A 2,991-nucleotide genomic window follows, 5' to 3' on the forward strand; every position below is an offset into this window, starting at 1 on the left:
CATAAGAAACCCAATATGGTTTTAAAGGGAAGAATTAAAGTTTTGGCTCGGAGGCAAAGCAAAGTCCCGGTAAGGAGAGCCCTCCTGTTGAACTATGCACTAGGCACGGATTGAAGGCCAAACGTGCGCCGTTAGTCCGAGGCAGCTCCGCGACGGATGGATTGAAATGCGGTACCCAACCCGCGAATATCAGACTGTTAACCACCGTCAACGTCTTTGCCTTCGTGCCAAGATTTTAAGCCCATTCGAAAATGGATATTTCCCTCCTCTCTAAAAAATTATTTCATGAATTTCTTAATGAGGTATTGACCGCCTCGTTCATATTAGTTGAATGTTCACCTATTGGAATGAATCGAGGCACTTTTTATGGATGTTTTTAGCTGGCCAGTTATGAAATACCTATTGTGACGTTACTGCGCGAAAATCTCGAACTTCGTGCCGGCATCCCCGGCGAAAACAATGGATCCTCCCGCGGGCAGCGCGACCTGATCCTTGCTTCCGATGACACTGAAGTAGATGCATGTTCCCTTTGCATTATAAACAGCGAAGGAAGCGTTCGAGGACATGCTCACCTTAACGGTCTTGCCCTCGTCTTTGTCGCTTATCGTATACCATCGGGCGTATCCGCTGGGCGGAATCGTAACGATTGACTTCTTAGCGATGTAGATGGGCTTCACGGCAGCTTCGTTTACTAAGATTCTTCCACCATGATCCAGGTACTCAACGCCGTCCTGTGTAAAGAACGTATAACCTGAGAGATCCCGCCCGCTCAATCCTGGAATTTGCAATTCGGAGATGGCCGTATTCGGGCCTGTTATTCGCTTATCTAACGCATACCCTGGCAATTGTTTCGACATATTCAATTGGATGGGCGGCAACACCAAATAAACGAGCGACGTATACTTCTCATTCAGCAGATAATACTTCTTGCCGTCGCGCTGAATCCATGCTTCTTTGGTCTCTGTCGGAAGATCTTGGGGCTGGAGCTTCTCGGCGTTGTACACTGATATAGCCATCTGCCCAAGATCCGGCAACGAAGCGTATTGACGAATCCATAAGTAGGTGCGGCCGTTCTCTTCCGTCACGAAGCTGATCATCGTATTCCCATCCGCACTCCGGAACGTGCCGTCCGCCGAATACTCGTAGATCTGGGCCGGATTATCGGGCAACTGCTCCGAAGTGATGGACATGACGCCGTCTTCGGTAATATCGATGTTTATCGTTGCATTGGTCGCGCTATAGATTCCCGAATACTGCAGCACGGATTCCGGCATATCAGCCTTTATTGGCGCGCCGTACGACTTCTCAGGCTTGAATTCGGCAATTGTCCCTTTCTCCTTCAGCGCCTGAAGCAGGATTTCGTTCGCCAGCATCCGGTCGATCGTACTGCTCCCGCCGGAAGTAACAACAACTGCCGCCATGTCCTGCTCGGGAAGCACAACGAGCGACGTGTGATAGAGAAGCGTGTCCCCGCCTTTGGTCAGCGCCTTCATCCCGTATTCGCTGAAGGGATACAGATTGACACTGTCCCAGCCGAGACCGTATTCGATTGAGTTGTCCGCATTGTCAGGCCACAAAGGTGTCTTGTACTCGTCTTGCGCCATGGCCGCAGCCGATTTGCCGGACAAGACTTCTTCTGCTTCCCCCGTGAAAATTTGCGAGAATCGACCCAAATCTTCCGCTGTGGAATAGATGCCTCCAATTCCGATCAAGTTGAACGTCTCGTTGGGAAGTTGTCCTGTATAGGTAGGATAATAGAGTCCCGCCATCTTCGCTGTGTTCGGAGAATCAAGCGGCGTCTTCGTATTGGCCATACCCAGAGGTTCCGTAATATATCGATGGATATAAGAGGTAAAGTCCATTCCGCTGACTCGCTCGATCAGAATCTGGGCCAGCGTAAATCCGTCATTGCAGTAAACCGAATAAGCGCCCGGGTCCGCCTTTAAGGTCTGACCGGCCAGTTGCTTGAGCAGTGTGTCGTAGGCGTAAGTATCGTTATCTTCGAATAAAACGGCGTTCGTCATCGACGATCCGTTCAGACCGGAAGAATGATTCAGCAGCATGCGCGGCGTAATCTGTTTGTAGCGTTCATCCTTCATCGTAAACTCGGGGATATACTGGACGACCGGCGCATCGAGATCGATTTTCCCTTGGTCGACCAACTGCATGACGGCAACCGTGGTAAACATTTTACTCGTCGAGCCGATCCCGTACAGCGTGTCTTTCGTGAGCGGCTTCTGTCCCTGCTCATCATTCTTGCCGGATTGGCCGGATACGACGATGTTGCCATGATCGATAATGGCGTACTGCACGCTGTTCGTGCCGTAAGTTTTCGTGAGGAGATCTGCCTTCTCCTTTGCAGCTTTCCTGGTTACTTCGTAGGTGATCAAAGCCTCGTTAGAAGGCGAGTCCACTGCCGCCGTTAGCACGGTTAACGGTACAGAGCTTGACTCGATCACCTCGGATGTATTCAGTGCCGCTTCTATGTTCTGCATTGCAGCCAGTGCTGTGTTGCCGTCCCAGGAGCTTAGCACCAGACACCAAGCTAGCAAAGCTCCCATTATCCATCGGTTTTTCTTCATTTAAACTCTCCTTCCGAAGATTGCTTTATTTATCGAAAATTGAAAATGATTACGAGAATGGCGGTCGCCAGAACGGCTATCATCGCAGCGGCTATGATCTTACCGAGCGGATTAGCCATATTGATCGTCCATCCGAATCCGTATCTATCCGGAACGAACAACGCCGGGTCTTCGGGATTCGCGTAAATGCTGCCGAGCCACTTCCAGTGCCTCTCCTCCTGTGACGGAACGTCCCTTTGCTGATCAAGACCTTTGAACCGTAGGTAAAGCAAGACGCCGATCAGCGTCAAGAAGAACAACGCTGTGAACGAGATGTTGTAGCGCAAGAGCAGATTGAGATTCCAGCCGTACAGCATTACGGCTTGCAACAACCCTAAGTTTGCAACCCCCAGCAGCGAAATGCCCCAAG

2 protein-coding genes are annotated in these 2,991 nt (G+C 50.6%); both read right to left on the reverse strand.

Annotated elements, in window-relative coordinates; all coding sequences use genetic code 11:
* Positions 1-410: 410 nt before the first annotated feature.
* Positions 411-2,561: a serine hydrolase domain-containing protein gene (locus L691_RS0120360; RefSeq protein ID WP_198023080.1), complete on the reverse strand. Its 2,151-nt coding sequence runs from the start codon at positions 2,559-2,561 to the stop codon at positions 411-413.
* A gap of 50 nt (positions 2,562-2,611) precedes the next feature.
* Positions 2,612-2,991 (reverse strand): DUF5808 domain-containing protein (locus L691_RS29590; RefSeq protein WP_232229237.1); only part of this gene is annotated, 380 nt, incomplete at its 5' end.

Origin of the sequence: Paenibacillus zanthoxyli JH29, assembly GCF_000520715.1 — a bacterium.
In the GTDB taxonomy this organism is placed as follows: Bacteria; Bacillota; Bacilli; order Paenibacillales; family Paenibacillaceae; genus Paenibacillus_AQ; species Paenibacillus_AQ zanthoxyli.

What these genes read in the sequence shown, in the direction of transcription:
- L691_RS0120360 (WP_198023080.1), bottom strand. Translation starts at nt 2,561, where the DNA reads ATGGGAGCTTTGCTAGCTTGGTGTCTGGTGCTAAGCTCCTGGGACGGC.